A 24,369-nucleotide genomic window follows, 5' to 3' on the forward strand; every position below is an offset into this window, starting at 1 on the left:
CGGGGGTCTTCCGGAAAAGATTGGCGGGCCTTGCAGTGCAGCAACGGGCGCTTCGCGACACGCCGCCAGCGGCGGGGCTGGCTCATGCCTTGCCAGACAGCGCGGCCAGTTCCTGCGCCGTCAGCCAGCGCCACTCGCCCTCGGCCAGCGCCGGATCCAGCTGCACGGCGCCGATGGCGCTGCGATGCAGTGCGTCGACGTGGTTGCCCGCGGCCGCGACCATGCGCTTGACCTGGTGGTACTTGCCTTGCACCAGCGTCAGCCGCAGGCTGCGTTCGCCGGTGATCTCGCAGTCTTCCGCCGCGATCGGCGCCGGTTCGTCCAGCAGTTGCACCCCGCTGCGCAGCGCTTCGGCCTGCTCGGCCGTGACCGGCTCGGCGGTGGTGACTTCATAGATCTTGGGCACCTTGCGCTTGGGCGAGGTCTGCGCGTGGATGAACTGGCCATCGTCGGTCAGCAGCAGCAGGCCGGTGGTGTCGTGGTCCAGCCGCCCCACCGCCTGCACCTCGCGCTGGCGCAGCGGCACCGGCAGCAGGTTGTAGACGCTGGGGTGATGGCGCGGGCGCTGCGAGCATTCATAGCCGGCGGGCTTGTTCAGCATCAGGTAGGCCTTGGTGCAGGCCACCCATTCCTCGCCATCGACGGTCAGGCGCAGGCCGTCCACGTCGAACTGCGCGCGCGGGTCTTCGCAGAGTTCGCCGTTGACCTCGACCAGCCCGGCGGCGATCAGGTCGCCGCAGTACCGGCGCGTGCCAAAGCCTTGGGATTGGAGGATGCGGTCGAGTGTCATGGAATGGATAGTGGGTAGAAATGGATGGTGGCGCGACTGCTGCGCGAGAGTCCGGATTGCTGCCACGGCTTGCCTGCTGCCGGTTTGCTCCCCTCTCCCGCGTGCGGGAGAGGGGCCGGGGGTGAGGGCAGGCGGTGGCAGACCGCAGGCCTGGACTCTGTAGATAAGCCCGCCCTCACCCCAACCCTCTCCCGCAAGCGGGAGAGGGAGCACACATTCGGTTACTTTACGCGCAGCCTGAAACCCTCACGCCGCCAGCATCGCGCTCTCGCGATAGTGCCGCTGCGCGTCTTCGAAGCGCTCGGTTTCCTCGAACAGCCGCGCCAGCGCCAGGTGCGTGCGCACGCGCAGGCGGCGCTGCTGGTCGGGGTCGGCATACTTCAGCGCGCGCTCGAAGCTGGATTGCGCCTTGCCCCACAGCTTCTCGCCCAGGCACAGCACGCCCAGCGTGTAGTAGAGGTCGGCGTCGGCGGGATGCGCGGCCAGCCATTTCTCGGCCTGCTGGATCTGCGGCAGCGCGTGGCCGGGCACGGCGCAATCGGCATAGCGCAGCACCAGGCGGCTGTCCCAGTTGACCTTGAGCGCGTCTTCGATGATGCGGCGGGCTTCGTTCTGCCGGCCCAGTGCCGCAAAGTAGCGCGCCGCCGGTTCGGCGATGCGGGTGGCGCGACGCTCGTCGGCGGACAATGAGCGCCAGAACTCGGACAGCGCGTCGGCGTCGTGGCGGCGCTCGTCCAGCATGGCTTCGATCGCCATCTGCTTGAGCCGCAGCGCCAGCACCGGATGCAGCGCGTTGCGCTTTTCCAGCGAGCGCGCCAGGCGCAGCACCTCGGACCAGTTCTTCAGGTGCTGGTGCGCGCGCAGCGCAATGCGCTGCACGTGGATCTGGCGCGCGCCCTGCGACTGCAGCTGGGCGATGGTTTCCAGCGCGCCGTCGGCGTCGCGCGCGTCGACCAGCAGTTCGGCCATCGACACCAGCCGCGCCTGCTCGCGCTCGGGATCGGTCACCTGCGCCATCCAGGCGTCGCGCCGCTCGGTTTCCTGCATGCGGTGCGCGGCGCGCGCGCCGATCAGCGCGGCGGTCTGGGCCTGGTCGTCCCACGACTGGGCGTCGCGCGCGGCGCGCTCGGCGCGGGCGAAGCGGCCGGCGAACAGGTTTTCGATCGACTCGCGCAGCGCCGCCTGCGCCTTGCTCATGCGGCTGCGCTCGCGGTAGGCGGCGGCGCGGCGCGGCATCTCGGCCAGATGGCGGATGGTGGACATCACCGTCCACACCACGAAGAAGATCAGCAGCAGCAACGCCAGCGCCAGGTTCAGCGACAGCTCGACGCGGTACGGCGGATAGAACAGCACCACATTGCTGTGGTTGAACTGCGTGAACAGGGCCAGCCCGACGGCGCCGCCAAACAGGACCGCAACCCAGAACAGAAGGCGCATGGGCTTACTCCTTCTTCAGCGCGTGCAGCGCGCCCAGGCTCTCGGCCATGGTCGGCAGCTGCACCGTGACCGCACCGGCCTGCGCCTGCCGCAGCAGCGTCAGCACGCCCTGCACGCGGCGCGACTTGGTATCGAAATAGCGGCCGATCATTGCCTGCGCCGCGGCCAGGTCGTTGCGGAACACGGGCTCGTTGCGCGACAGCAGCGCCAGGCGCGCATTGAGCAGGCGCAGCTTGACGTTCTCGCGCAGGAACCAGCCCTGGTCGCCCGACAGCAGCAGGGCTTCGGCGTCGTCGACCTTGCGGATGCGGATCACCTGCGCCAGTTCCTCGCGCAGGTAGTCCCAGAAGCGGGTGAACCAGCCCGGCCCGGTGCCGTTGGACGCGGCCGGCGCGCTGGCGCCATTGGCACCATTCACGGCGGCGCCCTTGCGCGCATCGGCCTCGCTGCGCTCGAGCATGCGTTCGCTGGACAGCAGCGGCAGCGCGTCGACCTGGTTGATGGCTTCGTCCAGCTTGATCGCGGCGCCGGTCAGGTCGGTGTCGGGCACCGCCTTCATGCGCGCCACGTCGCGGGCGATGGCGCGGCGCAGCAGGTTGTATTGCGGCTTGTCGGCGCGCGCCAGGCGCGCGTCGGCGCTTTGCAGCGCGGCCAGCGCGACCTGCACGTTGCCGGTCAGCTGCAGCTGCTGGCCGGCGCTGGTCAGCAACTGCTGGATCTCTGCGATTTCCCAGTCGTCGCGGTTGCGCATCAGATCCTGGTAAACCTGTTCCAGCGCCGCCTGCTTGTCGCGGGTTTCGCCGACCTGGTTCTCCAGCACGCCGACCTTGGCCTGCAGTTCCTTGACGGTGTCCTGCGCGTTGCGCGTCAGCACGCGCGATTCCTGCACCAGCGCGTCGTTGCTTTGCTGGCGGCGCGCCAGCTCGCCGGTCAGGTGGTCGACGCGCTGCTGCAGCCACCAGAAGCCGCCGGCGGTTGCCACCACCAGCACGGCAACCAGCGCCCACAGCGCGGCGGAGCGGCGCGCGGGGCGAGCCGCGGCAGGCGGGGCCGCGTGCGCGGACTGCGCCGGGTGGACAGAGGCCGCGCCGGGCGGCGGGGTAGCGGAGGAGGACGTGGTTTCTTGCGTCACGCGTTCGACCTTCGTTGACGTTGCAGGGACTGCGGCAGGCGCGCTGACGGCCGGCGGCGTTGCGGCTTCGGCTGGCTTCGCTGCCGCCGGGCCGGATGGCGCTGGCAGGCTGGACGGCGCGGGGCCGGCATGCGCATCGGCCCACTGCAGGCACGCCGCCAGCAGGCCGGCATCGCCGGGCGCGGCGCGCTGGATATGGGAAAAGCCCAGCGCCAGCGCCTGTTCGGCGATTCTCGCATGGGGCGCGATGCACTGCACCTGCCGCAGCGAAGCGTCTTCCTGGGGCGACAGATGCTGCCGTGCCAGCACGTCGAGGTTGCGCACCGCCTCGGAACTGGTTAGCAGCCATGCGTGCGGCGCGGCGCCGGGACGCAGGTTGTCGCGCACGGCCTGCCATTGCATCGCGCTCGGTTCGGGCAGCGTGCGCTGGTAGGCCTCGACGGCCTCGACCTTGGCGCCGGCCTCGCGCAGGCGGTCGCCCAGCCAGTCGCGTCCGCCGTTGCCGCGGATGATCAGCACCGGCTTGCCGGCCAGTGCGGCGGGATCGAGCTGGGCCCACAGCGCTTCGGAATCGAAGCGCAGCGCCTCGGCATCGGGCGCGGTCTCGTCATGGCCCGGCTCGTTGGCGTTGGCGTTGGCGTTGGCGTTGGCGTTGGCGTTGGCGTTGGCGTTGGCGTTGGCGTTGGCATTGGCGCCCGCCGGTGCGATCACGCGATACGCCGGCGCGGCGATGCCCCGCTCGGCCAGCGCCGCGACGCTGGCCGGCCCCACCACTGCCACCGCGACCTGCGCCGGCCAGCGCGCCACGGCCGTGCCTTGCACGCCGGCCAGCGCGTCCAGCGCATAGGCAATCGCATTGGGACTGACGAAGACCGCCAGCGCAAAGGTGTCCAGCCGCGCCAGCGCCGCGCGCAGCGGCGCGTCGTCAGCGGCCGGGCCGATCGCCAGCAGCGGGAAGCTGAGCACATCCAGACCGGCGCCCTGCAGGGCTTCGGTCAGTTGCCGGGACTGCCCGGCGGGTCGTGTGACAACGACGGTCGGGCGGGGCATCGGGCAGCCTCAGGCAGGAGATGGGGAAGCGGCGGGATTGCCTGGATCGGCCAGCGCCGCGAGGATGGACTCGGCGCCCTGCGCCAGCAGATCGCTCGCGCAAGCCTGGCCGAGCGCTTCGGCGGCAGCCAGGTCGGCCGCCGGCCCGGCCGCAGCGGCGCGGATGGCGCGGGTGCCGTCGGGCAGGGCGACAAAGGCCTCCAGCCGCAGCTGGTCGCCGTCCCAGCGCGCGTGCGCGGCCAGCGGCACCTGGCAGGAGCCGCCCAGCCGGCGCGACACGGCGCGCTCGGCGCTCACGGCCAGCGCGGTCGGCAGGTGGTTCAGCGGCGCCAGCCATTCGGCCATTTCCGGGCGGGTGGAAAGCGTCTCGATGCCCAGCGCGCCCTGCCCCGCGGCCGGCAGCGACGCCTCGAGCGGGATCAGCGCGCGGATGCGCTCGCCCAGGCCCAGCCGCTTCAGGCCGGCGGCGGCCAGGATGATGGCGCCATATTCGCCGCGGTCGAGCTTGCCCAGGCGCGTGTCCAGGTTGCCGCGCAGCGGCTTGACCACCAGGTGCGGGTAGCGGCTGCGCAGCGCGGCTTCGCGGCGCAGGCTGGAGGTGCCGACCACGGTGCCGGCCGGCATCTCGTCCAGCGACGAATAAGCCGACGACACCAGCGCGTCGCGCGGGTCCTCGCGCTCCATCACCGCGGCCAGGGTGAAGCCGGGCGGCAGCTCCATCGGCACATCCTTGAGCGAATGCACCGCGAGGTCGGCCCGGCCTTCGTCCATCGCGAACTCCAGTTCTTTGACAAACAAACCCTTGCCGCCGACTTTGGACAGCGTACGGTCTAGAATCTGGTCTCCGCGCGTGGTCATGCCAAGAATGGACACGTCGCACGCGGGATAGTATTGTTGCAATGCAGCACGCACATGTTCTGCCTGCCACAGCGCCAGACGGCTCTCTCGGGAGGCAATGACGAGCTTTTGCGGAAGGTTGCGAGACACGACAGCGGTAGCGGAAGACGGGGTGGCAGACGACATGCGTCAATGGTAGCACGCGCCCCAATCGCCCCTCCGCGCCATTAGATAAGCTTAGAGAAGCAAGAGGAGATTGCATGACGCAGCATGCTGCGCGGCCCAATGGTCGGAAGACCGCCGCGGCCGCCAAGGATTCGTCCGCCGCCAAAGGTGACGCAATCGGCGCAACCGGCGCCAAACCGCCCCGCCCCGCTCCCCGCGCAGCCAAGCGCTCCACCAAGCCCACGCTTTCGATCGTGTCGAGCAACGGAACCACCATCGCCGCCGCCCCCGCCCGCCGCACTGCCGACAAAGACGTGCCGCTGCGCGAGGACATCCGCTTCCTGGGCCGCCTGCTGGGCGACTGCCTGCGCGAGCAGGAAGGCGACGCCGCCTTCGAGGTGGTCGAGACCATCCGCCAGACCGCGGTGCGCTTCCGCCGCGAGAACGACCGTGCCGCCGGCGCCGAGCTGGACCGCCTGCTCAAGCGCCTGTCGCGCGACCAGACCAACCAGGTGGTGCGCGCCTTCAGCTATTTCTCGCACCTGGCCAATATCGCCGAGGACCAGCACCACAACCGGCGCCGCCGCGTGCATGCGCTGGCGGGCTCGCCGCCGCAGGACGGCAGCCTGCAGCACGCGCTGGAAAAGATCGACGCCGTCGGCGTCACCGGCAAGCAGCTGCGCAAGTTCCTGGACGAGGCGCTGATCGTGCCGGTGCTGACCGCGCACCCGACCGAAGTCCAGCGCAAGAGCATCCTGGACGCCGAACGCGAGATCGCCCGCCTGCTGGCCGAGCGCGACCTGCCGATGACCGCGCGCGAACGCGAGCACAACACCGCGCAGCTGCGCGCCAAGGTCACCACGCTGTGGCAGACCCGCATGCTGCGCGACGCGCGCCTGACGGTGGCCGACGAGATCGAGAACGCGCTGTCGTACTACCGCACCACTTTCCTGCGTGGCATCCCGCAGCTGATGAGCGAGCTGGAAGAAGACATCGCCGCGGTGTTCCCGGCCACGCGCAAGCGCAAGGGCGCTGCCGGCGCGTCGGGCACGCAGCCCGCGCCGCTGGCGCCGTTCCTGCAGATGGGTTCCTGGATCGGCGGCGACCGCGACGGCAATCCCAACGTGACCGCCGAAACCCTGGAGCACGCCGCCAGCCAGCAGGCGCAGCTGATCCTGGACTGGTACCTGGACGAAGTCCACGCGCTCGGCGCCGAGCTGTCGATGTCGATGCTGATGGTCGATGCCAGCCCGGAACTGCTGGCGCTGGCCGAGCGCTCGCCCGACCATTCCGAGCACCGCGCCGACGAGCCCTACCGGCGCGCGCTGATCGGCATCTACGCGCGCCTGGCCGCCACGTGCAAGACGCTGACCGGCCACGCCGCGACGCGCCGCCCGGTGGCGCCGGCCGAGCCCTATGACAGCGCCGAGGCATTCGGCGCCGACATCCAGGTGGTGATCGACTCCCTGCGCGCGCACCACGGCCAGGCGCTGGCCAGCCACCGCATCGACGCGCTGGCCCGCGCCATCGCCGTGTTCGGCTTCCATCTGGCGTCGGTCGACATGCGCCAGGTCTCGGACGTGCACGAGGCGGTGATCGCCGAGCTGTTCGCCGCCGCCGGCGTCGCCCCCGACTACGCCGCGCTGCCCGAGGCGCGCAAGCTGGAACTGCTGCTGGCCGAACTGCGCCAGCCGCGCCTGCTGACGCTGCCGTGGCACGCGTACTCGGAACAGACCTGCAAGGAGCTGGCGATCTTCGCCGCCGCGCGCGAGCTGCGCGCGCGCTTTGGCAAGCGCGTGGCGCGCAACTACATCATCTCGCACACCGAGACGCTGTCGGACCTGGTCGAGGTGATGCTGCTGCAGAAGGAATCCGGCATGCTGCAGGGCACGCTGGGCAGCAAGACCGACCCGGCGCGCATGGAGCTGATGGTGATCCCGCTGTTCGAGACCATCGAAGACTTGCGCAACGCCGCCGGCATCATGCAGTCGCTGCTGGACCTGCCGGGCTTCGATGCGGTGCTCGCGCACCACGGGGTCGAGCAGGAAGTGATGCTCGGCTACTCGGATTCGAACAAGGACGGCGGCTTCCTGACCTCGACCTGGGAGCTGTACAAGGCCGAGCTGGCGCTGGTGCAGCTGTTCGAGCAGCGCAACGTCAAGCTGCGCCTGTTCCACGGCCGCGGCGGCACCGTCGGCCGCGGCGGCGGCCCGACCTACCAGGCCATCCTGTCGCAGCCGCCGGGCACGGTCAACGGCCAGATCCGCCTGACCGAGCAGGGCGAGATCATCAACAGCAAGTTCGCCAATGCCGAGATCGGCCGGCGCAACCTGGAAACGGTGGTCGCCGCCACGCTGGAGGCGTCGCTGCTGCCGCAGCAGAACGCCCCCAGGGACCTCGACATGTTCGAGGCCGTGATGCAGCAGCTGTCGGACCGCGCCTTCACGGCGTATCGCGACCTGGTCTACGAGACCCCGGGCTTCAAGGACTACTTCTTCGCCACCACGCCGATCACCGAGATCGCCGACCTGAACCTGGGTTCGCGCCCGGCCTCGCGCAAGCTGATGGACAAGAAGAATCGCCGCATCGAAGACCTGCGCGCGATCCCGTGGGGCTTCTCGTGGGGGCAGTGCCGCCTGCTGCTGCCGGGCTGGTACGGCTTCGGCAGCGCGGTGCGCGCGCTGCTGGACAGCGCACCGGACGACAAGGCGCGCAAGCAGGCCGTCACCACGCTGCGGCGCATGGTCAAGACCTGGCCGTTCTTCTCGACGCTGCTGTCGAACATGGACATGGTGCTGGCCAAGACCGACCTGGCCGTGGCCTCGCGCTACGCCCAGCTGTGCGACGACGCCGCGCTGCGCCGCAACGTGTTCAACCGCATCAGCAAGGAATGGCACCTGACCTGCGACATGCTGGCGCTGATCACCGGCCACCAGGAGCGGCTGGCGGACAACCCGCTGCTGGCGCGGTCGATCAAGAACCGCTTCGCGTATCTCGATCCGTTGAACCACTTGCAGGTGGAGTTGCTCAAGCGCTTCCGCTCGGGCAAGGATGGCGATGATATCCGCGTACGGCGCGGGATTCATCTGACCATCAATGGGGTGGCGGCGGGGTTGCGCAATACGGGCTGACAGCCCGCAAACCTCGGAAAAGGTGAGCGGTTTTGGGTGCGCCCAAGCCGCCCGAGCTGGCCCAGGCAAGGTGTTCTCCCTCTCCCCTCACGGGGAGAGGGACGGGGTGAGGGGCGGTTTGATTAGGAACCACATCAAGCAAGGCCAACGGTGAACGGTGTTAACCCACTGGCCTCGGCTTTTGATGCGCCGGCCCTCACCCCCGGCCCCTCTCCCGCACGCGGGAGAGGGGAGCAACCACTCGGCAAGCTTCAACCGCCTCACCCCACGAACGCCCCCGGTACCGGATCCTCGCCCAGCGCGTGCAGCAGCACCGCCCAGTGCATCGCCTCGTCGCCCAGGATGCTGCCGGCCGCGCGCGTCAGTTCGCGGTTGTGGAAGTTCGGCAGCACGCCAAGGTAAGCCGAGGTGGCGCCCTTCTCCAGCCCGGCGGCAAAGCGCAGCACGTCGGCCTGGGTCTTCAGCTTGTCGGTCGGGAACTCGTACGCCGACGCCTTCTTCGCCGTTACCGGCGTGCCGCCCAGCTTCGATACCGTGCCCGCCAGCACCTGCGCATGGGCCTTGTGGTGGTCCTGGAACTTGACCGCAGTGGCCAGCACCGGCTTTTGCAGCAACCCGCTTTCGGCGCCCACCTGGTAGGCCGCGATCGCCTGGTATTCCAGCCCCAGCGCGGTGTTGAGGATATCGATGTCGCCCTTGGTGCTGCCCGATTGCGTCTGCGCCCACGCCGGCATCGACTCGCCGAGCGTGATGACGGCCAGCGAGCCCAGCGCGAACAGGCCGGGCACCTTGAGCAGGCCGCGCCGGCGTGCATCCGGCAGCGTGACGATGGTTCCGGGCTCGCGCGCGGGCGTCTTTGACATGCGGTCCATGGTGTTCTCCTGTGAGGGATGACAACGTGGCGCCCCGGGGACGGGGTGCCTGGCTTGCGCCTGTCGATATCTACGCAGGCGCCGCGCGCCTGGATGCAGCGCTACCTATAATCCGGCAAAGCCCCCTTGCAAGGACCCGTCCCGGTGCCGTCTTCCCCGCAGCCGTCCTATGCCGCGCCCGCCAGCCCCGACCGGCTGGAGGGGCTGCTGCAGGCCGTGGCCGTGGGCGAGCGCCAGGCGCTGCGCGGCCTCTACGACCTCACCGCGACGAAACTGTTTGGCCTCGCGCTGCGTATTACTGGCAGGCGCGATTGGGCGGAGGATGTCGTGCAGGAGAGCTTTGTCAGCATCTGGCACCACGCGGCCGACTACCGGCCGCAACTGGCCGCGCCGATGACGTGGATGACCGCGATCGTGCGCAACCGCGCGCTGGACTGCCTGCGCCGCGCCGCAGCGGCGCGCGTCGGGCAGACGGTCGAGCTTGACGAAGACCTGGGCGACTGGCTGGCCGACGACACCGCCGGCCCTGCGGAACTGGCCGAGGCCAGCCAGCAGGCGCGCGCGCTCAGCCGCTGCCTGCAGCGGCTGGAGCAAGCCCAGCGCCAGGCCATCATGCTGGCCTACCTGCAGGACCTGAGCCACGCCGAACTGGCCGAGCGCCTGCGCGCGCCGCTGGGGACGGTCAAGTCCTGGATCCGGCGCGGGCTGGAGCGGCTGCGCAGCTGCATGGAGGGCGCGGCATGAAGCTGGCCAGCCATCCCGACCTGCTCGACCGCATCGCCGCCCAGTACGCGCTGGGCGTGCTGCGCGGCGGTGCGCGCCGGCGCCTGGAGCGGCTGGCACATGACGAACCCGCGGTGCGCGCGGCGATCCAGCGCTGGCAGGCGCGCCTTGCCGGCGTGGCCGAACTGCAGGCGGCGGCCGTGCCGGTCGACAAGGTCTGGTGCGGGATCGAGGAGCGGCTTGGCTGGAAGGCGGCCGGGGAGCGTGGTCCGGCCGCCGCAGCCGGCACCCCTGGCCTGCGCCGTGACGCCCCCTGGTGGCAGCGCCTGTGGTCGGCGCCGGTATTCTGGCGCGGCGCCGCGGCGGCCATGGCGCTGATTGCGGTGCTGGCCGTCGGCATCGGCATGCACCTGGCGCAGCAGCGCGAGGCGGCCCCTGCCGAAGTCATCGCCGTGCTGAACGACGAGCGCGGCCAGCCGGCCATGCTGGTGTCGTGGGACACCGGCGCAGGCGAACTTATCGTGCGCCGGCTGGATCACCTCAGGCTGAGCGGCCAGCAGGTATTGCAGTTGTGGGCGCTGCCGGACGGCGGCAAGCCGCAGTCGCTGGGGCTGGTCGGCCGCGTGCCGCAGGTGCGGCTGGCATTGGCGCAGCGGCCTGCGGCGGTGCCCGCGCTGGCGGTCAGCATCGAGCCGGCCGGCGGCTCGCCCAACGCCGACGGGCCGAGCGGCCCGGTGGTGTTCAAGGGACCCTTGATCCACAGCCGGCCCTGAGCCCCGCGCCGCCGACGCGGCCGGCACCGCCAGCCCGCCGCCGGGCGATATAATCGCCGTTTCCCAATTTTTCGCGCCCGCCGCCGTCCGCACGCCGGCCGCCTGCCGCGCGAGCCACTGCAGCCGACGTCCATGTCCAACTCCCAACTTGCCAAGAAAGGCGAAGCCTGGTCCGCCCGCTTCTCCGAACCGATGTCCGACCTGGTGAAGCGCTACACCGCCTCGGTGTTCTTCGACAAGCGCCTGGCCCTGTTCGACATCCAGGGCTCGCTGGCCCACGCGGCCATGCTGGCAAAGCAGGGCATCATCGCCGAGGCCGACCGCGCCGAGATCGAGCGCGGCATGGCGCAGATCCGCGGCGAGATCGAGGCCGGCAGCTTCGAATGGAAGCTGGACCTGGAAGACGTCCACCTGAATATCGAGGCGCGCCTGACCGCGCTGGTGGGCGATGCCGGCAAGCGGCTGCACACCGGCCGCTCGCGCAACGACCAGGTCGCGACCGATATCCGCCTGTGGCTGCGCAGCGAGATCGACAACATCATCGCCCTGCTGGGCGCGCTGCGTACCTCGCTGCTCGACCTGGCCGAGCAGAACGCCGCCACCATCCTGCCCGGCTTCACCCACCTGCAGGTGGCGCAGCCGGTCACCTTCGGCCACCACCTGCTGGCGTACAACGAGATGTTCACGCGCGATGCCGAGCGCATGGCCGACTGCCGCAAGCGCGTCAACCGCCTGCCGCTGGGCGCCGCCGCGCTGGCCGGCACCAGCTACCCGATCGACCGCGAGTTCGTGGCGCAGCAGCTGGGCTTCGACGGCGTCTGCCGCAACTCGCTCGACGCGGTCTCGGACCGCGACTTCGCCATCGAATTCTGCGCCGCCGCCGCGCTGGTGATGACCCACGTGTCGCGCTTCTCGGAAGAGCTGGTGCTGTGGATGAGCCCGCGCGTGGGCTTTATCGACATCGCCGACCGCTTCTGCACCGGCAGCTCGATCATGCCGCAGAAGAAGAACCCGGACGTTCCCGAACTGGCGCGCGGCAAGACCGGCCGCGTCAACGGCCACCTGATCGGCCTGCTGACGCTGATGAAGGGCCAGCCGCTGGCGTACAACAAGGACAACCAGGAAGACAAGGAGCCGCTGTTCGACACGGTCGATACCGTGGTCGATACGCTGCGCATCTTCGCCGACATGGTGCCGGGCATCAGCGTCAAGCCCGAAGCAATGCGTGCCGCGGCGCTGCAGGGCTACGCCACCGCGACCGACCTGGCCGATTACCTGGTGAAGAAGGGCCTGCCCTTCCGCGACGCCCATGAAGCCGTGGCCCACGCCGTGCGCGCCTGCGACGGCCGCCAGTGCGACCTGGCCGACCTGAGCGTGGCCGAGCTGCGCGAGGTCTCCGGCCTGGGCGACAAGGCCGCGCTGATCGGCGACGACGTGCACGCGGTGCTGACGCTGGAAGGCTCGGTCGCGGCGCGCAACCATATCGGCGGCACCGCGCCGGACCAGGTGCGCGCGGCCATCGCTGCAGCCCGCGCGGAGCTGAACAGCTGACCGAGCAGCGGCGATTGCCTGGCAAGCCGGCAACGGGAGCGCAAGCTCCCGTTTTTGTTTTCTGCCCGCCGCGCAGCGAAAACTGTTGTGTATTGCATGAAGCCGCCGCGGCCGGGCGCCCCTACCCGGCCCGGGAAATATCGAATCCGCGTGGCATGGCGCGCGATTGACGCAGGATAGGTGCGAAATCGCGGAAAAATGTGATGCACTGGGGATTCACCCTAAAGATACAGGGGCGCCTACGCCGTAGACTAACGCGCCACCCCTGTATCCCCCAATCCCTAGGACGATCACATGTCTTCCCTTATGAGGATCTCGCGGCTTATCGACGCCGTGAATGCTTTCATCGGGCAGTGGGCGAAATGGCTGGTCCTGCTGGCCGTACTGGTCTGCGCAGGCAACGCCATCATTCGCTACACCTTCAGCATCAGTTCCAACGCCTGGCTGGAACTGCAGTGGTATATGTTCGCCGGCGTGTTCCTGCTGGGCGCTCCCTATACCCTGCGCCGCGACGAGCACGTGCGCATCGACGTCGTCGCCGGCCGCTTCTCGGAGCGCACCCAGGTCTGGATCGATGTGTTCGGCATCCTGTTCTTCCTGCTGCCGATCTCCGCGATCATCCTCTGGCTGTCGATCCCCTACTTCTGGCTGTCCTACGCCGGCCACGAAATGTCCGGCAATGCCGGCGGCCTGATCCGCTGGCCGGCCAAGTTCCTGATCGTGGCGGGCTTTGCCCTGATGATCCTGCAGGGCCTGTCCGAGCTGATCAAGCGCTTTGCCTACCTGAAGGGGGAACTGCCGTTCTCTGCCTTCCGCAAGCACGCGGTCGACCCGGCGCTGGAGATCGCCGCGATCGCGCAGGCCAACCAGGCCGCCCCGTCTGAAAAACAATAAGAGGCGCGCACGATGACGCAATTCCTGATTGCGAACATGGCACCGATCATGTTCGCCTCGCTGGTCGTATTCCTGCTGTCGGGCTTCCCGATCGCCTTTGCGCTGGCCGCCAACGGGCTGCTGTTCGCCTTCATCGGCATCGAGCTGGGGATGCTGCCGCCCGAGCTGCTGCAGGCGCTGCCGAGCCGGCTGTTCGGCATCATCGAGAACGACACGCTGCTGGCGATCCCGTTCTTCACCTTCATGGGCCTGATCCTGGAACGCTCCGGGATGGCCGAGGACCTGCTCGACACCATCGGCCAGCTGTTCGGCCCGATCCGCGGCGGCCTGGCCTACGCGGTGATCTTCGTCGGCGCGCTGCTGGCGGCGACCACCGGCGTGGTGGCGGCCTCGGTGATCTCGATGGGGCTGATCTCGCTGCCGCTGATGCTCAAGTACAAGTACGACAAGCGGCTGGCGTCGGGCGTGATCGCGGCATCGGGCACGCTGGCGCAGATCATCCCGCCGTCGCTGGTGCTGATCGTGCTGGCCGACCAGCTCGGCCGCTCGGTGGGCGACATGTACAAGGGCGCGTTCGTGCCGGGCCTGGTGCTGACCGGCCTGTACATGCTCTACGTGCTGCTGGTCACGCTGATCAAGCCGGCCGCCGCGCCGGCGCTGCCGATCGAGGCGCGCACCTTCCGCGAGCCCAGCGGCAAGAGCGGCGCCGCTTCGGTGCTGGTGCTGACCGCGCTGGCGGTGGCGGTGGGCGTGGCGGTGGACATGCTGTACAAGCCCGAGGCCCCGCTGGACGAGCGCCTGGTGATCTCGGTGGGCGCGGCGATCCTGTTCGCCTTCGTGCTGGCGGTGATCAACAAGACGCTGAAGCTCGGGCTGCTGTCGCAGATGGCGGAGAAGGTCACGTTCGTGCTGATCCCACCGCTGGCGCTGATCTTCCTGGTGCTCGGCACCATCTTCATCGGCGTGGCCACGCCGACCGAGGGCGGCGGCATGGGCGCGCTCGGCGCCCTGATCCTGGCCATGGCCAAGCGCCGCCTCGACCTGGGCCTGACCCGGCAGGCCATGGAGGCCACGCTCAAGCTGTCGGCCTTCGTGATCTTCATCCTGATCGGCGCGCGCGTGTTCTCGCTGACGTTCTACGGCGTCGACGGCCATATCTGGGTCGAGCACCTGCTGACCGCGCTGCCTGGCGGGCAGACCGGCTTCCTGGTGGCGGTGAACGTGCTGTTCTTCCTGCTCGCGTTCTTCCTGGACTTCTTCGAACTGGCCTTTATCCTGGTGCCGCTGGTGGGGCCGGTGGCGGACAAGCTCGGCATCGACCTGATCTGGTTCGGCGTGCTGCTGGCGGTGAACATGCAGACCTCGTTCATGCACCCGCCGTTCGGCTTCTCGCTGTTCTATCTGCGCTCGGTCGCGCCGCGCGAGGTGAAGACCTCAGAGATCTACTGGGGCGCGGTGCCGTTCGTGGTGATCCAGCTGGTGATGGTGGCGCTGATCATCATCTTCCCCGGCCTGGTCAGCACCGGCACGCAGAAGGTCCAGGACCGCAGCATCACGCGCGACCTGAACATCGACCTGGAAGGCGGCAGTCCCAAGCCCGCCGCGCCCAGCCTGTCGGTGCCGGGCCCGGGTGCCGCGCCGGCCGAGTCCGGCTCGCTCCAGTTGCCGACCCAGCCTCCGGCGGAGAGCGAATCGGCCGCGCCGCAGTTCGAGTTCGAAAAGAAGTAGGACGCAGCCGGATCGCAGAGCTCCAGGCCCCGCAGCAATGCGGGGCTTTTTCATTGCGGCATGGCATGGCCCGCGCCGCCGGCAGCCAGGCATTGCACCAGGAAGTCGACGGTCGCCCGCACCGCCGGCAACTGCCCGCGCCGCGCCGGCAGCAGCAGCGTGGTGGTCACGCTGCCGGCGGTCCAGTGCGGCAGCACGCGCACCAGTTGCCCGGCCGCCAGCGCCGCGCGGCACAGCTCGTACGGCAGCGGCACGATACCCAGGCCCGCCTCGGCGGCGCCGAGCAGCACGGTCGATTCGTTCACGGTCATGCGGGGCGCCGGCGTGGCTTCGGCACGCGCACCCTGCGGCCCCCACAGCCGCCACGTGCCTGCGCTGGCCGCGGTCAGCAGCCCGTCGTGGCCGCACAGCTGCGCGGGCGATTCCGGCGTGCCGCGCCCAGCCAGGTAGCCGGGCGACGCCACCAGCACGATGTCCTCGACGGCAAGCTGCCGCTGCACCAGCCCGGAGTCCGGCAGCGGCGCGAAATGGCTGCGCACGGCGATATCGAAGCCTTCCTGCACCAGGTCGACCATCCGGTCCGATACCTCCAGCTGCACGTGCAGGCGCGGATAGGCGCGCGCCAGCGCCGGCAGGTGCGGCGCCAGGTAGCGCTGCGCGGTGGGCACCGCGGCCGTGATCCGCACCGTGCCGCTGGGCTCGGCCACGCGCCGCTGCACCGCCTCTTGCGCGGCCTCGGCTTCGATCAGCGCGGCGTGCGCGTGGTCGTAGAAGTCGCGGCCGGCATCGGTCAGCGTAAAGCTGCGTGAGCTGCGGTACAGCAGCCGCGCCTGCAGCGCCTGCTCCAGTTCGGCCACGCGCTTGCTGACCGTGGACTTGGGCACGCCCAGCGCCCGCCCCGCGGCGGCAAAGCCGCCATGTGTCACGGCGACGACGAAGAAGCGCAGGTCGTTGAGGTTGATCATGGCTGGCAAAGTCTATGTATGTGGACGATAGGTCGGATTTTTGCCTACTACTCACGCAAAGTCCATACATCTACAGTTCACCTGTGCCCGATCGGCGGGCCCTGACCGAATCCAGGAGAACTACCCATGTCTACCCCCACCCTCTTTTACGGCGTTCCCTCCGGCTGCTCGTTCGGCTCGATCGTGGCGCTGGAATGGCTTGGCCAGCCCTATCGCCTGAGCCGCATCGACATGCCCGAAGTGGTGACCAGCGCTGCCTACCGCCAGATCAACCCGGTCGGCGAAACCCCGACGCTGATGGACGCCCAGGGCAATTTCGTCAGCGAAAGCATGGCGATCCTGAACCACATCGGCGCGCGCGGCATCGAGCGAAAAATTGGCTTTGCCCAGGGCACGCGCGATTTCGACCGGCTCAACCAGCAACTGGCCTACCTCAACACCAGCTACTTCGGCGCCTTTGCCCCGCTCTGGCACGCGCTGGAGGGCGTGGACGAGGCCGACCGCCCGGCGCTGGTCCGCTACGGCACGGAGCAAGTCCGCCATGTGCACCAGGAACTCGAAGCCATGCTGGGCGCGCAGCCGTGGCTGCTGGGTGACCACCGCACCGTGGCCGACGCCTACTTCAGCGGCATCGCGCGCTGGTCGAAGTACCACAAGGTGCTGAACCTCGAGGACTTCCCGAACCTGCAGCGCCTTTACAACCAGCTCGAAGCCGATCCGGCGGTGCGCTTTGCCCACGCCATCGAGCGGCAAGCGCCGGCGCAAAGCTCGGGCGGCTTCCAGGGGCACGTTGCGCTGGCAGACGTGCTGGCGCTGCGCTGACGCGCCAGCGCAGCGGCGTCGCGGCGAGGCAACCTGCGCAATTGCGAATCGGCTCATCGACCAGCGGGCCGGCACGGCCCAGACTGTTTCCTGCATTCAGCCCATGAACAGGAGAACGTCATGCCGAACACCCATTGCGCGGGGCGCCCCGCGACCCCGATCTACTGCCTGCCATCGATACGTGACTGCCGTAGTGATAACAATGCTATCATCACTCCATCCAACGGTGAGGAGTTCAAGATGGCAACCCTACTGGTTCGTGGCATCGATGAAGCACTGGTCCAGCGCCTGCGCGAGCAGGCCGCCGCCAACGGCCGCAGCGCCGAGGCCGAACACCGCGCCATCCTGGCGCAGGCGCTGGGCGGCACGGCCCGGCGCAGCTTTGCCGAAGTCCTGGCCGGCATGCCGGACGTCGGCCAGGACGCCGACTTCGAACGCATCCAGGATACGGGCGAGGCGCCGCGTGTATTTGATTGATACCAACGTCATCAGCGAGACCCGCAAGCGGGAGCGCGCCAACCCCGGCGTCCGTGCATTCTTCCGGGAGGCGGCGCGCGAAGGGGCCGCGCTCTACCTGTCGGCGCTGACCGTGGGCGAACTCCAGCGCGGCGTGGCACTGATCCGCCATCGCGGCGACGCGGTGCAGGCGGCGCTGCTGGAGCGCTGGCTGGCCAATGTGCTGGAGGATTTCGGCCGGCAGGTGCTGCCGGTCGATGCCGAGGTCGCGCAGGTGTGGGGCCAGCTGCGCGCCGGACGGCCGGAGCACGCGCTGGACAAGTTCATCGCCGCCACCGCGCTGATCCACCGCCTCACCGTTGTCACCCGCAATGTCGCAGACTTCCGCGGCACGGGTGCGATGGTGATGAATCCGTTCAGCTAGGACAAAAAGAAAGGGCCCCGCCGTGGCGGGGCCCCTTATGCATCGGCAAAGCCGGCCGGCGCTCAGGCGCCCTGCTTCACGCAGTCGACGAAGTACGCCTTCTTGCCGTCGACCTCGTCCTCGACCAGCCCGTGGATATCGGTCTCGAAGCCGGGGAACAGCTTGTTGAACTCGCGCGCGAACTTCAGGTATTGCACGATGGTGCGGTTGAAGCGCTCGCCCGGGATCAGCAGCGGGATGCCCGGCGGGTACGGCGTCAGCAGGATGGCGGTGACACGGCCTTCCAGGTCGTCGACCGGCACGCGCTCGATCTCGCGGTGCGCCATCATGGCCCACGCGTCCGACGGCTTCATCGCCGGTTCCATGTCCGACAGGTACATCTCGGTGGTTACGCGCGCCACGTCGTTGGCCTTGTACACGCTGTGGATCGCATCGCACAGGTCACGCAGGCCCATGCGTTCGTACTGCGGATACTTGGCGACGAATTCCGGCAGCACGCGCCACAGCGGCTGGTTCTGGTCGTAGTCGTCCTTGAACTGCTGCAGCTCGGTCACCAGCGAGTTCCAGCGGCCCTTGGTGATGCCGATGGTGAACATGATGAAGAACGAGTACAGCCCGGTCTTCTCGATGATGATGCCGTGCTCGGCCAGGTACTTGGTGACGATGGCCGCGGGGATGCCGCGCTCGCTGAACTCGCCGTCGACGTCCAGGCCCGGGGTGATGATGGTGGCCTTGATCGGGTCGAGCAGGTTGAAGCCGTCGGCGAGGTCGCCGAAGCCGTGCCAGCGCTCGTTGGCCTTCAGCATCCATTCTTCGCGGTCGCCGATGCCGTCTTCGATCAGCGCGTCCGGGCCCCACACCTTGAACCACCAGTCGCCGTTGTTGCCGGCCTCGTAGTCGCCCTCGACCTTGCGCATGGCGCGGCGGAAGTCCAGCGCTTCCTGGATGCTCTCTTCCACCAGCGCGGTCCCGCCCGGCGCTTCCATCATCGCCGCGGCCACGTCGCACGAGGCGATGATCGAGTACTGCGGGCTGGTCGAGGTGTGCATCAGGTACGCTTCATTGAAGCGGTAGCGGTCCAGCTTGCGCGTCTCGGAATCCTGCACCAGGATCTGCGACGCCTGCGATAGCCCGGCCAGCAGCTTGTGCGTCGACTGCGTGGCGAACACCAGCGCGTCCTTGCTGCGCGGGCGGTCCTTGCCGATCGCGTGCATGTTGCGATAGAAGTCGTGGAACGCCGCGTGCGGCAGCCAGGCTTCGTCGAAGTGCAGCGTGTCGATCTCGGCCGCCAGCATTTCCTTGATCTGCTCGGCGTTGTACAGCACGCCGTCGTAGGTGCCCTGGGTGATGGTCAGGATGCGCGGCTTCTGGTTCTTGGCCTTGCTGGCGAACGGGTGGTTGGCGATCTTCCTCTTGATCGTCTGCGGATCGAACTCGCTCTTCGGGATCGGGCCGATGATGCCGTAGTGGTTGCGCGTCGGCATCAGGAACACCGGGATCGCGCCCGTCATCATGATCGCGTGCAGGATCGACTTGTGGCAGTTGCGGTCCACCACCACGATATCGCCCGGCGCCACGTTGGCATGCCACACCATCTTGTTCGAGGTGGAGGTGCCGTTGGTGACGAAATACATGTGGTCGGAGTTGAAGATGCGCGCGGCATTGCGCTCCGACGCGGCCACCGGCCCGGTATGGTCCAGCAGCTGGCCCAGTTCGTCGACGGCATTGCAGACGTCGGCGCGCAGCATGTTCTCGCCGAAGAACTGGTGGAACACCTGGCCGACCGGGCTCTTCAGGAACGCCACCCCGCCCGAGTGCCCCGGGCAGTGCCACGAATACGAGCTGTCCTGCGCGTAGTCGATCAGCGCCTTGAAGAACGGCGGCGCCAGCGTGTCCAGGTAGACCTTGGCTTCGCGGATGATGTGGCGCGCCACGAACTCGGGCGTGTCCTCGAACATATGGATGAAGCCGTGCAGCTCGCGCAGGATATCGTTGGGGATATGGCGCGAGGTGCGGGTCTCGCCGTACAGGAAGATCGGCAGGTCGGAGTTGCGGCGGCGCACCTCGGTGACGAAGGCGCGCAGCTTCTCGATCGCGGCGGCCTCGAGCTCCTCGCTGTCGCTGGCGAACTCGTCGTCGTCGATCGACACGATAAAGGTCGATGCCCGGCTGGACTGCTGGGCGAACGAGGTCAGGTCGCCATAGCTGGTCAGCCCCATGACTTCCATGCCCTCTTTCTCGATCGCCTCGGCCAGCGCGCGGATGCCGGAGCCGGAGATGTTCTCGGAGCGGAAGTCTTCGTCAATGATGATGACGGGGAAGCGGAATTTCATCGGGCATCCTTGATGGAAAGCAGGACATAAAGGACTTGAGCCACATGGCCCGCAGGGGTTCCCTGCGACGGCGGCATGTGGCTCTCACGTCAGGTTTGGCGGCCCTGGCAGGCTCGCCGTGCCGGCAAACGCCGGATTGTAATGCGCTCAGGTCTTCGGCAGTGTGACACCGTGCTGGCCCTGGTACTTGCCGCCCCGGTCGGCGTACGAGGTCTCGCAGATCTCGTCGCTTTCGAAAAACAATACCTGGGCGCAGCCCTCGCCGGCGTAGATCTTGGCCGGCAGCGGCGTGGTGTTCGAAAACTCCAGCGTCACATAGCCTTCCCATTCCGGCTCGAATGGCGTCACGTTGACGATGATGCCGCAGCGGGCGTAGGTGCTCTTGCCCAGGCAGATGGTCAGCACGCTGCGCGGGATGCGGAAGTATTCCATCGTGCGCGCCAGCGCGAACGAATTGGGCGGGATGATGCAGACCTCGCCCTTGAAGTCGACGAATGACTTCTCGTCGAAGTTCTTCGGGTCGACGATGGTGCTGTTGATATTGGTGAAGATCTTGAATTCGTCGGCGCAGCGGATGTCGTAGCCGTAGCTCGAGGTGCCGTACGACACGATCTTGCGGCCGTCGGCCTCCCGGACCTGGCCTGGCTCGAACGGCTCGATCATGCCGTGCTGCTCCGCCATGCGGCGGATCCATTTGTCAGATTTGATGCTCATAAGGTTGGGAGGATAGACGGCTCGGAGTGCGCCGCATTGTACAACCAATCGACGCGCGCCCCTCAAGCGCGGAACGGCCACTCAAGTGGCCGCTACGCCACTACATCTTCGGGCAGTCGGTGGCGGAAGCGCTCGCGCCCGGTATAGAGCAGGAAATGCTTGCCGGTGCAGCGCGCAAACAGCGTCAGGTTGACGCGCCGCGCCATCTGGTAGCCCATCTGCGTCACGCCCGAGCGCGACAGCAGGAACGGGATGCCCATCTGCGCGCCCTTGATCACCATTTCGGAAGTCAGGCGCCCGGTGGTGTAGAAAATCTTGTCGCCGCCGCCCATCCCTTCCAGCCACATGCGCCCGGCAATGGCATCGACGGCATTGTGGCGGCCGACGTCCTCGACGAACATCAGCAGCTCGGTGCCCTGGAACAGCGCGCAGCCATGCACCGACCCGGCCTGCTTGTACACCGACTGCTGCAGCCGGATGGTGTCGATGATGCCGTACAGGGTGTCCTGATCGAGCGTGGCGCCGGCCGGCAGCCGGATGCTGTCGACCTCGTCCAGCAGCGAGCCGAACACCGTGCCCTGGCCGCAGCCCGTGGTGACCACGCGGCGCGCGGTGCGCTCTTCGATGCGGTCGACGCCGGTGCGGGTGGTCACGGCGGCCGATTCGGTTTCCCAGTCGACCTGCACCGCGGCGATGTCCTCGATCGATTCGACCAGGCGCTGGTTGCGCAGGTAGCCCAGCACCAGGTGCTCGGGCGCGCCGCCCAGCGTCATCAGCGTGACCAGTTCGCGCTTGTCGAGATAGACCGTCAGCGGCCGCTCGCCCGGCAGGTAGGCCGCGCGCACGCGGCCTTGCTCGTCGACGACTTCAACCTCTTCGATCAGGGGAACGGCTGCCTGGGTAAGCTCGGGACGCAAGGTCATGTCGAGGGACTCGGGGCTGCGGGTGAAGCCCCGAGCGGCATGCAGGGGGCAGGAGTTACGGCGCCTTTGCGGACGATTGTACCGCGCCCGCTGCCGGCGCACCGGCGGTGCCGGCGATGGCCGGGGCCGCGGCAGTGGCCGCGAACGGTCCCGGATCGGCGCAGGCGGCGGTCTGCACCGGCTCGCGCGCCGCTTGCCCGTGGGCCTTGCGGTCGGCAAGGTAACGCGTGGCAACCTTGTCCTGGGCGCGGCACAGCTGGTAGGCCGCGACCTTGTCGGACCAGGCGGCGCGCGCCTTCGTTTCGGCGGCCCTGGCCTGCTGGGCTTCGGTCGGCGCGGGCAGCTTGGCCAGCGCGCCCGGGGCGAAGGCCGCGCCGGCAGCAGCGGCGGCTACGGCGATCAGCGTCAGGATGCGTGTCATCGTCAGACCTTCTTATTTGTCGTGGGGCCCGCTTCAGGCTTCACCGGGACTATGGCGCGCCGGCCGAGTCGCGGCGGCATCGGGGCTGGCCGAACGCTGGGCCGGGATCTTGCCGGACTTGATGTCGTCGTACCAGAGCTCGTGGTGCTCCCTGGCCCAGGCCTCGTCGACCCAGCCATCGCGCATGGCGCGATACGCGCCTTCCATGCCGATGGTGCCCATATAGATATGGCCGCACGCCATCGCAATCATCAGCACCGCCGAGATCCCGTGGATCACGTTGGCGATCTGCATGGTGGCGCGGTAGTAGTCCATGCCGGGCACGATCATGTCGAGCACCCAGCCCGATGCCGACAGCACCAGCCCGAACACGAACACGCCCACCCAGAACCACATCTTCTCGCCGGCGTTGAAGCGCCCGCTCGGCACGTGCTTGCCGGAGGCCAGCCCGCCCAGGCTGGTGACCCAGCGCACGTCGTCGCGGCTGGGCAGGTTGTCGCGCAGGAACACCACGAAGGCGACGATCACCGACAGCGTGAAGATCGGCCCGACCACGTTGTGCAGGTTCTTCAGGATGTAGCTGAGCCAGCCGAACAGCATATGGCCCATCAGCGGCAGCAGGAAATGCTTGCCCAGCAGCATCACGATGCCCGACACCGCCAGCACCACGAAGGAAATCGCCATGGTCCAGTGCACGATGCGCTCGAGCGGCGTAAAGCGCTCGATCATGCGGCCGGTCTTGGGCGTGCGCAGCGGGATGGTGCCGCGCCACAGGAAGAAGCCGAGGATCGCCACCGGCACGATCAGCAGCAGCCAGCCGCCCCAGACCGTGATGACGCCGTTGCGGAACAGCCGCCACGACTGGCCGGTGCGCTGGATCAGCACGCCGGCTTCCTTGTCGGGCAGGCTGCTGTAGTGGCGCTGGTCGGAATTGACCTCGCGCCACATCGGCGCATTGTTGCCCGGCTGCGTCACGCTGCGCTGCTGCTGCGACCTGGCCTCGGCGGCGATATCGCGCGGCGGGATGTTGAAGATGTTCTCGGACGCAATGCCGGCCAGCGGCTGCGCCGGATGCGTGGCCGGGTTGTTGGCGTCGGCGCTGGCCGAGGCGGTCGCCGGTCCCGTCGACGGTCCTGGCGCCGGGGCCGGCGCCTGCGCGGCGGCATGGCCGGCCACGGCCATCAGCGCCAGCGCTCCAGCGGCGAGCCAGCCACGCCAGCCTGCGGCGCGGCATCGATTGTGCGACGGCGTCATAGCCCCTCCTTCAGTTCCCGGATACCGGGAAGTCCCCACGGCGGCGCGCTCATTGCACCCGGGTGTACTCGTTCTGCAACTGGTTGCGCTGGCGGATCTGGTTGTCCCAGCTGGTGCGGTCGCCCGCGGTCCAGCCCTTGGCCACGAACGGATCGTCCGGCGCCCCCTGGAAGGCCTGGGCGTCGGCCTTGCGGTGCGACGGGCCGATGGTCTGCGGCTTTTCGCCGCACGCCGCCAGCAGCACGCCGCACAGCGACATCAGTGCAACGACGCGGATGCGATTCATGACGCTTTCCCTCCCGCAGGTGCTGTGGCTGCCGGCGGGGCCGGCGTCGGCGCGGCCGGCTGCGGCGCTGGCGCGGGCTTCGCGCCGGCCTGCTGGGCGTTGCCATAGGCCGTGCCCCAGCCGAACACGTCGCCGCCGGTGCCGCGCTTGATCACGCGGTTGCGCAGGATGTCGGCAATCACGTCGCCGTCGCCGCCCAGCAGCGCCTTGGTCGAGCACATCTCGGCGCACAGCGGCAGCTTGCCTTCGGCGAGCCGGTTGCGGCCGTACTTCTCGAACTCGGCTTCCGAGCCGTTCTTTTCCGGCCCGCCGGCGCAGAAGGTGCACTTGTCCATCTTGCCGCGCACGCCGAAGGTGCCGGTCGACGGAAACTGCGGCGCGCCGAACGGGCAGGCATAGGAGCAGTAGCCGCAGCCGATGCAGACGTCCTTGTCGTGCAGCACCACGCCGTCCTCGGTGCGGTAGAAGCAGTCGACCGGGCAGACCGCCATGCAGGGCGCGTCCGAGCAGTGCATGCAGGCCACCGAGATCGATTTCTCGGCGCCGACCATGCCGTCGTTGACCGTGACCACGCGGCGCCGGTTCACCCCCCAGGGCACCTCGTGCTCGTTCTTGCAGGCGGTGACGCAGCTGTTGCACTCGATGCAGCGCTCGGCGTCACAGATAAATTTCATGCGTGCCATGGTGT

The 24,369-nt window shown here is 68.6% G+C and carries 21 protein-coding genes and 2 pseudogenes; 9 read left to right on the forward strand and 14 right to left on the reverse strand.

The genetic code is table 11. The annotated features are described in order from the left end of the window. Positions 1-82: 82 nt before the first annotated feature. From CBM2594_RS12965 to hemC, 4 genes are all read right to left on the reverse strand, one after another. Positions 83-790, reverse strand: coding sequence for a pseudouridine synthase (locus CBM2594_RS12965; RefSeq protein ID WP_116357173.1), 708 nt, complete (start codon positions 788-790; stop codon positions 83-85). Positions 791-1,036: 246 nt separating this feature from the next. After that, complete coding sequence (locus tag CBM2594_RS12970; protein ID WP_116357174.1) at positions 1,037-2,227, reverse strand: heme biosynthesis protein HemY; 1,191 nt, start codon at positions 2,225-2,227, stop codon at positions 1,037-1,039. A 4-nt stretch (positions 2,228-2,231) separates the two neighbouring features. After that, positions 2,232-4,409, reverse strand: coding sequence for a fused uroporphyrinogen-III synthase HemD/membrane protein HemX (gene hemDX, locus CBM2594_RS12975; RefSeq protein WP_116357175.1), 2,178 nt, complete (start codon positions 4,407-4,409; stop codon positions 2,232-2,234). Positions 4,410-4,418: 9 nt separating this feature from the next. Next, the gene (gene hemC, locus CBM2594_RS12980) at positions 4,419-5,432 is read right to left on the reverse strand and encodes a hydroxymethylbilane synthase (RefSeq protein ID WP_116357176.1); all 1,014 of its coding nucleotides are present in this window, start codon (positions 5,430-5,432) and stop codon (positions 4,419-4,421) included. Positions 5,433-5,506: 74 nt separating this feature from the next. Between hemC and ppc the strand changes: the two genes are divergently transcribed. Beyond that, a complete protein-coding gene (gene ppc / locus CBM2594_RS12985) occupies positions 5,507-8,542 on the forward strand; it encodes a phosphoenolpyruvate carboxylase (protein WP_116357177.1) in 3,036 nt (1,011 codons plus the stop codon). Positions 8,543-8,802: 260 nt separating this feature from the next. On the opposite strand, the gene CBM2594_RS12990 is transcribed toward ppc, so the two are convergent. After that, entirely contained in the window at positions 8,803-9,414 is a 612-nt protein-coding gene (locus CBM2594_RS12990) for a ferritin-like domain-containing protein (protein WP_116357178.1), read from the reverse strand. 144 nt (positions 9,415-9,558) lie between these two features. On the opposite strand from CBM2594_RS12990, the gene CBM2594_RS12995 reads away from it, so the two are divergent. The 5 genes from CBM2594_RS12995 (at position 9,559) to CBM2594_RS13015 (ending at position 15,083) form a co-directional block, all read left to right on the forward strand. Then, positions 9,559-10,158: a sigma-70 family RNA polymerase sigma factor gene (locus CBM2594_RS12995; RefSeq protein ID WP_116357179.1), complete on the forward strand. Its 600-nt coding sequence runs from the start codon at positions 9,559-9,561 to the stop codon at positions 10,156-10,158. Beyond that, a complete protein-coding gene (locus CBM2594_RS13000; protein ID WP_116357180.1) occupies positions 10,155-10,910 on the forward strand; it encodes an anti-sigma factor in 756 nt (251 codons plus the stop codon). The genes CBM2594_RS12995 and CBM2594_RS13000 overlap by 4 nt, the downstream gene beginning before the upstream one ends. 132 nt (positions 10,911-11,042) lie before the next feature. Beyond that, positions 11,043-12,461: an argininosuccinate lyase gene (gene argH, locus CBM2594_RS13005; RefSeq protein ID WP_116357181.1), complete on the forward strand. Its 1,419-nt coding sequence runs from the start codon at positions 11,043-11,045 to the stop codon at positions 12,459-12,461. Between the two features lie 294 nt (positions 12,462-12,755). Beyond that, complete coding sequence (locus CBM2594_RS13010; RefSeq protein WP_116357182.1) at positions 12,756-13,355, forward strand: TRAP transporter small permease subunit; 600 nt, start codon at positions 12,756-12,758, stop codon at positions 13,353-13,355. A gap of 12 nt (positions 13,356-13,367) precedes the next feature. Continuing rightward, positions 13,368-15,083: a TRAP transporter large permease gene (locus CBM2594_RS13015; RefSeq protein ID WP_116357183.1), complete on the forward strand. Its 1,716-nt coding sequence runs from the start codon at positions 13,368-13,370 to the stop codon at positions 15,081-15,083. A 50-nt stretch (positions 15,084-15,133) separates the two neighbouring features. Here CBM2594_RS13015 and CBM2594_RS13020 read toward each other — a convergent pair whose 3' ends face one another. Next, the gene (locus tag CBM2594_RS13020; protein WP_116357184.1) at positions 15,134-16,048 is read right to left on the reverse strand and encodes a LysR substrate-binding domain-containing protein; all 915 of its coding nucleotides are present in this window, start codon (positions 16,046-16,048) and stop codon (positions 15,134-15,136) included. Positions 16,049-16,174: 126 nt separating this feature from the next. Between CBM2594_RS13020 and CBM2594_RS13025 the strand changes: the two genes are divergently transcribed. From CBM2594_RS13025 to CBM2594_RS13035, 3 genes and pseudogenes are all read left to right on the forward strand, one after another. Continuing rightward, a complete protein-coding gene (locus tag CBM2594_RS13025; protein ID WP_116357185.1) occupies positions 16,175-16,870 on the forward strand; it encodes a glutathione S-transferase family protein in 696 nt (231 codons plus the stop codon). Between the two features lie 240 nt (positions 16,871-17,110). Beyond that, positions 17,111-17,347, forward strand: coding sequence for a FitA-like ribbon-helix-helix domain-containing protein (locus CBM2594_RS13030; protein WP_116357186.1), 237 nt, complete (start codon positions 17,111-17,113; stop codon positions 17,345-17,347). After that, positions 17,334-17,639, forward strand: a pseudogene (locus CBM2594_RS13035) (PIN domain-containing protein); the annotation flags it as partial. The gene CBM2594_RS13030 and the pseudogene CBM2594_RS13035, both read left to right, overlap by 14 nt. On the opposite strand, the pseudogene CBM2594_RS27105 reads toward CBM2594_RS13035, so the two are convergent. The 8 genes and pseudogenes from CBM2594_RS27105 to fdh3B all read right to left on the reverse strand — a co-directional run. After that, positions 17,562-17,834, reverse strand: a pseudogene (locus CBM2594_RS27105) (hypothetical protein); the annotation flags it as partial. The pseudogenes CBM2594_RS13035 and CBM2594_RS27105 overlap by 78 nt on opposite strands. Then, positions 17,813-20,083 (reverse strand): arginine/lysine/ornithine decarboxylase, encoded by a 2,271-nt coding sequence (locus tag CBM2594_RS13040; RefSeq protein WP_116357188.1) that lies wholly within the window; start codon positions 20,081-20,083, stop codon positions 17,813-17,815. The pseudogene CBM2594_RS27105 and the gene CBM2594_RS13040, both read right to left, overlap by 22 nt. A gap of 147 nt (positions 20,084-20,230) precedes the next feature. Beyond that, entirely contained in the window at positions 20,231-20,797 is a 567-nt protein-coding gene (gene dcd / locus CBM2594_RS13045; protein ID WP_018008077.1) for a dCTP deaminase, read from the reverse strand. A gap of 92 nt (positions 20,798-20,889) precedes the next feature. Beyond that, complete coding sequence (locus CBM2594_RS13050; protein ID WP_116357189.1) at positions 20,890-21,720, reverse strand: formate dehydrogenase accessory sulfurtransferase FdhD; 831 nt, start codon at positions 21,718-21,720, stop codon at positions 20,890-20,892. Between the two features lie 55 nt (positions 21,721-21,775). Then, a complete protein-coding gene (locus CBM2594_RS13055; RefSeq protein WP_116357190.1) occupies positions 21,776-22,141 on the reverse strand; it encodes a hypothetical protein in 366 nt (121 codons plus the stop codon). Positions 22,142-22,174: 33 nt separating this feature from the next. Then, a complete protein-coding gene (locus CBM2594_RS13060; protein WP_116357191.1) occupies positions 22,175-23,395 on the reverse strand; it encodes a formate dehydrogenase subunit gamma in 1,221 nt (406 codons plus the stop codon). Positions 23,396-23,444: 49 nt separating this feature from the next. Continuing rightward, positions 23,445-23,681 (reverse strand): hypothetical protein, encoded by a 237-nt coding sequence (locus CBM2594_RS13065; protein WP_116357192.1) that lies wholly within the window; start codon positions 23,679-23,681, stop codon positions 23,445-23,447. Beyond that, on the reverse strand, positions 23,678-24,364 hold the full coding sequence (gene fdh3B / locus CBM2594_RS13070; protein WP_116357193.1) for a formate dehydrogenase FDH3 subunit beta: 687 nt from the start codon (positions 24,362-24,364) through the stop codon (positions 23,678-23,680). The genes CBM2594_RS13065 and fdh3B overlap by 4 nt, the downstream gene beginning before the upstream one ends. Positions 24,365-24,369: the final 5 nt, after the last annotated feature.

Origin of the sequence: Cupriavidus taiwanensis (assembly GCF_900249755.1) — a bacterium.
In the GTDB taxonomy this organism is placed as follows: Bacteria; Pseudomonadota; Gammaproteobacteria; order Burkholderiales; family Burkholderiaceae; genus Cupriavidus; species Cupriavidus taiwanensis_D.

Bases quoted from the DNA above. Each gene is read 5' to 3' on its own strand.
- CBM2594_RS13055 (WP_116357190.1), bottom strand. From the start codon at position 22,141: ATGACACGCATCCTGACGCTGATCGCCGTAGCCGCCGCTGCTGCCGGC.
- CBM2594_RS13025 (WP_116357185.1), top strand. From the start codon at position 16,175: ATGTCTACCCCCACCCTCTTTTACGGCGTTCCCTCCGGCTGCTCGTTC.
- ppc (WP_116357177.1), top strand. From the start codon at position 5,507: ATGACGCAGCATGCTGCGCGGCCCAATGGTCGGAAGACCGCCGCGGCC.
- CBM2594_RS13010 (WP_116357182.1), top strand. From the start codon at position 12,756: ATGTCTTCCCTTATGAGGATCTCGCGGCTTATCGACGCCGTGAATGCT.
- CBM2594_RS13065 (WP_116357192.1), bottom strand. From the start codon at position 23,681: ATGAATCGCATCCGCGTCGTTGCACTGATGTCGCTGTGCGGCGTGCTG.
- CBM2594_RS13030 (WP_116357186.1), top strand. From the start codon at position 17,111: ATGGCAACCCTACTGGTTCGTGGCATCGATGAAGCACTGGTCCAGCGC.
- fdh3B (WP_116357193.1), bottom strand. From the start codon at position 24,364: ATGGCACGCATGAAATTTATCTGTGACGCCGAGCGCTGCATCGAGTGC.
- CBM2594_RS13000 (WP_116357180.1), top strand. From the start codon at position 10,155: ATGAAGCTGGCCAGCCATCCCGACCTGCTCGACCGCATCGCCGCCCAG.
- CBM2594_RS13050 (WP_116357189.1), bottom strand. From the start codon at position 21,720: ATGACCTTGCGTCCCGAGCTTACCCAGGCAGCCGTTCCCCTGATCGAA.
- CBM2594_RS12970 (WP_116357174.1), bottom strand. From the start codon at position 2,227: ATGCGCCTTCTGTTCTGGGTTGCGGTCCTGTTTGGCGGCGCCGTCGGG.
- CBM2594_RS13015 (WP_116357183.1), top strand. From the start codon at position 13,368: ATGACGCAATTCCTGATTGCGAACATGGCACCGATCATGTTCGCCTCG.
- CBM2594_RS13040 (WP_116357188.1), bottom strand. From the start codon at position 20,083: ATGAAATTCCGCTTCCCCGTCATCATCATTGACGAAGACTTCCGCTCC.
- dcd (WP_018008077.1), bottom strand. From the start codon at position 20,797: ATGAGCATCAAATCTGACAAATGGATCCGCCGCATGGCGGAGCAGCAC.
- hemC (WP_116357176.1), bottom strand. From the start codon at position 5,432: ATGTCGTCTGCCACCCCGTCTTCCGCTACCGCTGTCGTGTCTCGCAAC.
- CBM2594_RS13060 (WP_116357191.1), bottom strand. From the start codon at position 23,395: ATGACGCCGTCGCACAATCGATGCCGCGCCGCAGGCTGGCGTGGCTGG.
- argH (WP_116357181.1), top strand. From the start codon at position 11,043: ATGTCCAACTCCCAACTTGCCAAGAAAGGCGAAGCCTGGTCCGCCCGC.
- CBM2594_RS12990 (WP_116357178.1), bottom strand. From the start codon at position 9,414: ATGGACCGCATGTCAAAGACGCCCGCGCGCGAGCCCGGAACCATCGTC.
- CBM2594_RS12965 (WP_116357173.1), bottom strand. From the start codon at position 790: ATGACACTCGACCGCATCCTCCAATCCCAAGGCTTTGGCACGCGCCGG.
- CBM2594_RS13020 (WP_116357184.1), bottom strand. From the start codon at position 16,048: ATGATCAACCTCAACGACCTGCGCTTCTTCGTCGTCGCCGTGACACAT.
- hemDX (WP_116357175.1), bottom strand. From the start codon at position 4,409: ATGCCCCGCCCGACCGTCGTTGTCACACGACCCGCCGGGCAGTCCCGG.